At 73.0% G+C, this 5,506-nt stretch carries 4 protein-coding genes and 1 pseudogene; 2 read left to right on the top strand and 3 right to left on the bottom strand.

Annotated elements, in window-relative coordinates; translation table 11 throughout:
• The 3 genes and pseudogenes from GA0115240_RS29580 to lanKC all read right to left on the bottom strand — a co-directional run.
• A pseudogene (locus GA0115240_RS29580) lies at positions 1 to 529 on the bottom strand (ABC transporter ATP-binding protein); the annotation flags it as partial.
• Positions 530 to 818: 289 nt separating this feature from the next.
• Entirely contained in the window at positions 819 to 950 is a 132-nt protein-coding gene (locus GA0115240_RS29575) for a SapB/AmfS family lanthipeptide (RefSeq protein ID WP_094030687.1), read from the bottom strand.
• An 81-nt stretch (positions 951 to 1,031) separates the two neighbouring features.
• Positions 1,032 to 3,902 (bottom strand): class III lanthionine synthetase LanKC, encoded by a 2,871-nt coding sequence (lanKC, locus tag GA0115240_RS29570; RefSeq protein ID WP_093741383.1) that lies wholly within the window; start codon positions 3,900 to 3,902, stop codon positions 1,032 to 1,034.
• Between the two features lie 443 nt (positions 3,903 to 4,345).
• Between lanKC and GA0115240_RS29565 the strand changes: the two genes are divergently transcribed.
• Positions 4,346 to 5,200, top strand: coding sequence for a helix-turn-helix domain-containing protein (locus tag GA0115240_RS29565; protein ID WP_093741381.1), 855 nt, complete (start codon positions 4,346 to 4,348; stop codon positions 5,198 to 5,200).
• 14 nt (positions 5,201 to 5,214) lie between these two features.
• Entirely contained in the window at positions 5,215 to 5,403 is a 189-nt protein-coding gene (locus tag GA0115240_RS29560) for a DUF397 domain-containing protein (protein WP_093741379.1), read from the top strand.
• Positions 5,404 to 5,506 lie beyond the last annotated feature (103 nt).

Below are 5,506 nucleotides of genomic sequence, written 5' to 3'. Positions count from 1 at the left end.
CGGCGGCGAGCCAGGGATCGGTCAGGCCGAGGGCGACGACGCCGCCGACGGGCACCGCCAGCGAGGCGGGCACGGCCGCCGCGGCCACGGGCGCGCTGCCGGCGTCGGCCGCGTTGCCGACCAGCCGGGTCACCACGTCGCCCTCGCCAAGGCCAGGTCCCGCGGCCGGTTGGGCACCCGGTCGGGCAGCCGTGGCGGCCGGACCGGCGGCCAGCAGCCGCCTGACCGCCCGGCGCCGCAGCCCCGCCGTGACCCGGGCGGCCGTGGTCGCCCCGAGCATGTCCGCGCCGGCAGCCAGCAGCACCTGCCCCGCGACGATCGCCGCGCACACCGCAATCCGGTTGCCCGCCGGGCGTCCGTGCAGCAGCAGGTCCAGGGCGTGTCCGAGTGCGGCCGGCAGCCACAGCCCGAGCCCGGCCCCGGCAAGTCCGAGCAGGGCGAGCACCGCCAGCCGCACCGCACTGCCCCGGGCCGCTCGCAGCAACACCCGGTCGCCGTCGGCCCGGTGGTCGGATGGTGGTGGCGGCATGGACGCGTCTCCTTGCGCAGCGGGCGGGCAGGGCGGATCCGGCGGGCGGATGCGGGCAGTCGCATACGGGCGGGTGGATCCGGTCAGGGCCGGGAGGGGCGGGGGGCCGGGAGGGGCCGGGAGGGAGACGGCCCCGGCCCCGGGCGTCCGGTGGGCTGGACGGCCGGGGCCGGGTACGGCGCTGGTCGGGCGGCGCCGGCGCCCGGCTTCAGGGACAGCCGGGCAGCGGCGGGGCCGAGGGCCCGGGGCGGCGGCGGGAATGGTGGTCTGCCGCCCCGGGCCTGCCGCGTCAGAGGCAGATGAGGAAGCTGACCGAGCTGATACAGCCGATCAGGCTCAGCGAGCTGTTCAGCTCGCCGCCACCGCCGCCACCGCCGCCGTGCTCGACGGGCTTGAGGTTCTGGAGGTCGAGAAGCGCCATATCGGGCTTTCCTTTCGTTGGAGCTCTTCGCACTGTGTGCGTTACGGGTGGTGCACGGTCCCGGTCACAGCCGGAACCGGTTCAGGGGCCGCCCACGGGGAGCGGCGGGAGGAAGGGCAGCGCGGCCGGGGTGTCCCCCAGCGCCGAGCCCAGGGCGAGCAGGCAGCCGGCGGTGCCGGTGCCGAGGTCCATCGACAGCCGCATCATCTGGTTGCCGGGGAAGGCCAGGCCGTCGCCGTACGGGATGCCGTACCAGCCGAGCGCGTCGACCTGCGCGGCGAGCGCGCCCTCGGGCACGTCGGCGGTGGTCCTGGCCAGGTGCAGGACCATGCCGGCCCGGCCCACGAACAGGCCGGGCTGGGCGTAGAGCCGCAGCGTCGCCGCCCGCACGATGTCGAGCCGGGCCTGCTCGTAGCGGTCGGCGGTCGCCGGTTCCAGGTCGCCGGCGCCCCGGGCCAGGGCCAGGAAGTCGTCGAGCACCAGCCCGATGCCGGCGCTGCCGTCGCCGACGTACGGCATGGTGCGCCAGCCCTCGTCGACTTCCAGGCTGCCGCTGCTGGTCCGCACGCAGGAGTCGAGGTCGAGGTCGAGCGCGCGGGCCGCCTGGTCGAGCAGGCCGGGCGCGCCGGTGTGCTCGAAGAGGCGCAGGAAGAGCAGGGCGGGACCGGCGGCGCCCCGCATCAGCCCGGCGCGGCGGGGTGCCGAGCCGGCGCCGGGTGCGGCGGCGAGCCGTCCGGCGATGATGCGGGCCGCCTCCAACGCCCGTTCGCCCAGGTCGGTTTCGCCGGTCGCCCGGGCCAGATGGTCCAGTACCAGTCCGATTCCGGCCAGGCCGCCGGACAGGTCGGAGGTGAGTCGCTGCCAGTTCTCGGCCAGCAGCCTGCGGGTCAGATCCATCGCGCGGCCGGTGTGGCCGAGGCGGTCCAGGACGTAGGCGATGCCCGCCACGCCGTCATAGAGCCCCAGCGCGATGCCGTTGGGCAGGATCCGGGTGCGGTCCAGCAGCCAGCGCTCGCCCTGCGGATAGCGGGGCAGTCCGGTCTCGGCGAAGGCGTGCAGCACGCCGGCCGCGCCGTGCGCGATCCCGAGCCCGCCGCCGTCGGTGAACTGCATGATGTCGCCGGGGAAGAGCCGGTCCTCCCGCTCCGGGCTGGCCGAGGCCAGCAGCGCCCGCGCCATGGCCTCCCGCACGGCGTCCCAGTCGTCGGTCCGGACCGGCAGATAGCCGGCGGGCACGGCACGCGGGCGCCGGTCGGCCAGCGCGGTGACGGTGGAGGTGTTCGCGGCGGTGCCGCCGGCCGGCACCGCGGCGGGACGCGTGGCGCGGTACAACGCCTCGGCCGAGCCCACCGATCCGTCCCGGCGTGAGCCCTGCGGCGGTACGACTCCGGTCAGTTGGGGCGAAGATCCGGCCGTCGCACGGTCCGGGCCCCGCACCGGCCCGATGAACGCCGCGCCGTATTGCGGCACGACGACCGGCAACGGCCGTTCTCCGTCTCCCGGGTGGGCGTCCCGGGTGATCTCCGCGACCGCCTCCTCCAGGAAGGACCGCGGCACGGGGAACTCCCCGGCGATCACTTCCGCGAGGTGGGCGGCCTTGCCGCGATCGATGGCGAAGAGGGTGGTGATCGGCAGGAAGAGGGCCAGCCGCAGGCAGGCCAGCGCGTACCGGTCGACGTCGAAGCCGCGCCGGTCGGGCGGGGCGACGAAGCCGGGGTGGGCGACCACCTGGCGCCCGTGCTCGGCGGCGGGCGCGGCGGCCTCGAAGTCCAGCAGGCGGACGGTCTCTTCGTCCGGGCCGACCATGATGTTGAACATGTGCAGGTCGTTGAAGACGATCCCGCGCGAGTGCACGGCGGCGACGGCCTTCTCCACGCCGGCGTGGATGCGCAGCGCCCAGCGGGTCCAGTCGCCGACCGCCGCCGGGTCGGGCTCGGGGGTGAGCAGCGGATGGCGGTGCCCGAAGAAGGAGTTGAGGGTCCGGCCGTCAAGGAAGTCCATCACCAGGAAGCGGTGGTCGCCGATGGTGAACCAGTCCCGTACCTCCGGCGCGACACCGAGTCCGGACAGCCCGCTCAGCGCCTCGCGTTCGCGCTCCAGCCGGGCCACCGCGTCCGCGCCGTCGGAAGCCAGTCCGGCGTGCGGCCGGCCCTCCTTCAGCACGACCTGCTCGCCGGTGCGGGTGTCGACGCCGGTGTAGACACCGCCGCCGTTGGAGAAGTGCAGCGCCTTCTCGATCCGGTACGGCAGGTCCGCGACGGTGGTGGCGTTGCGGGCGGCCAGGTGCGGGGCGAGGAAGGTGGGCAGGGTCACCCAGTCCGGCAGGTGGAAGGCGGGGGCCCTGCTGTCGGGCACCAGCCGCCCCTCGGGGTCCTCGATGGCCGGCACCAGGCTGCCGCGGTCGCCCACGCAGTACCGCTTGGCGAAGGCCCCGTACCGCACGTAGAGCGGTCCCTCGCGCCAGCGCAGGTCGGTCAGGATGTACGGTCCCGGCTCGCCGTCGAGCAGGTCGCCGAGTTCCCGCAGGACCACCCGCAGCCGCTCCTCGTCCGCCGGATAAATGGTGACGAATTTCCCGCTGGTGTCGCGGCCCGCGTATTTCGAGTTGCGCAGGTGCAGCAATTGCGGACCCGGCACGAATTTGAACGGTATGTGCCGCGGGACGCAGTAGTCCCAGACGCGGGCGGCCACTGCGTCGGCATTGTCGAGGGCCGCCGAGACATGGACCTTCCAGCCCTGGGTCGGATAGGCGTCGGCGCCGATCGGCGGGTCGACGTGCAGCCAGTCGCCGTCGCGCAGGGTCCGCCAGCCGGCCGGCACTTCACGCCGGGCGGTATCGAAGAGCAGCACACCGCTCTTTTCCGCCACCGCGCCGGAACCGGCGGACATACGGTCGAGGCTCTCGTAGAAGTGACGGTCCGCGAGACAGAAAACCTCGTAGCGGTTGTCCATCGATCCCCCTTCAGTGGCGACGCAGAGAGATTCGCACGCCCCACTGAATGCGGAGAAGTCACCGATGTCACCTCATCGGCATGCAGAACGCACGGTTTCCGGCAGGCGGTCCGCACACCGCGCGGGCGGCCGGCGGCCGATCTCCGCGGCAGCCGGCCCCGCGTCCACACCGGTACGGCCGCGCGATCAGTGGGAGTCGGCCCCGGGTCGACCCCCGGTCGGCCCCCGGTCGGCCCCGCCCGGGACGTCCGGTGGACTTCGCCGGTGTACCCAAGCAACGAGCGGACAGCACAAGGGAGTTGACTGTCCGCATACGATTGCTTCAGAGGGCGTTATGGGGCAATAGTGCACCTCTGCAACCTTGTCTCCGGAATTTCCAGAAACGATCTGGACCCCGAGAGAGCGGAACGGCAGACTCAGAACCAGCGTCAAGAAGGGACACCATGCCGCTCAGAAGCACCGCAACCGCCCGCCAGGAGCGCCTCGGTGCGGAGCTACGGAAGATGCGGGAGGCCGCCGGCACCACGGCCCGCGACACCGCGCGGCTGCTCGGCACCGATCCCGCGAAGGTGAGCCATATCGAGGCGGGCCGGCTGGGCGTCAGCGAGGAGCGCTTACGCCGTCTCGCGGCCTTCTACGCGTGCGGGGACACCTCCCTCATCGACGCGCTCGTCACCATGGCCAACGGCCAGGGCCGCAAGGGCTGGTGGGAGGCGTACCGAGGCGTCGTACCCGCCTCCCTGCTCGACGTCGCGGAGCTGGAGCACCACGCCACGCACCTGCGGACCATCCAGATCACCCACATCCCCGGGGTGTTCCAGACCGAGGACTACACCCGCACCGTCTTCGGCTACGCGATACCCCCGCTGCCGGACAACGAGCTGGAAGCCCGGGTGGCGCACCGCCTGGAGCGCTCCGGCGTGCTGTACCGGGACGCCGCCCCGCCGTACGAAGCGCTCGTCCACGAGGCGGCGCTGCGGATGCGGTTCGGCGGCGGGAAAGTCGCCCGCGCCCAGCTCGAACACATCCAGGAACTCAGCCACTTGCCGCACATAAGCGTTCGGGTGATCCCCTTCGCGGCGGACGGGCACATCGGTTCCGGACACGCGATGCTCTACGCCAGCGGGCCGGTGCGTCCGCTGGACACCGTGCAGATCGACTCCGCCCACGGCATCAGCTTCCTGCACGCGGCGCCCCATCTGACCAATTACCGGGTCCTGTACGACACCCTCGCGGAGGTGGCTCTCGACCGGTCCCGGTCACGTGACTTCATCCTCTCCATCTCCCGAGACCTCTGAAAGGCACCTATCCCATGACCGCCTCCCTGATATGGCAGAAGTCCACGTACTCCCAGGAACAGGGCGAGTGCGTCGAGCTGGCCGCCGACGGGGGCGCGGTCCTGCTTCGGGAGAGCGACGACCCGACGGTCGTCCTCACCACCACCCCGATCGCGCTGGCCCGCTTCCTGAAGACGATCAAGGTCGGGCACCCGGGCGGCTGAGCGGGGCGGGGGCGGACAACGCTCCCGCGTTAGGCTGAGCCTTTGCCGCACCCCGGAAAGGCTCCACCCTCATGCCTCTGCGCCGCCGTGCCACGACGGTCAC

Source organism: Streptomyces sp. DvalAA-14 (assembly GCF_900091855.1).
Taxonomy (GTDB): domain Bacteria; phylum Actinomycetota; class Actinomycetes; order Streptomycetales; family Streptomycetaceae; genus Actinacidiphila.
Note: the sequence above shows the minus strand (reverse complement) of the source record. Positions and strands in the feature narration are given on the sequence as shown.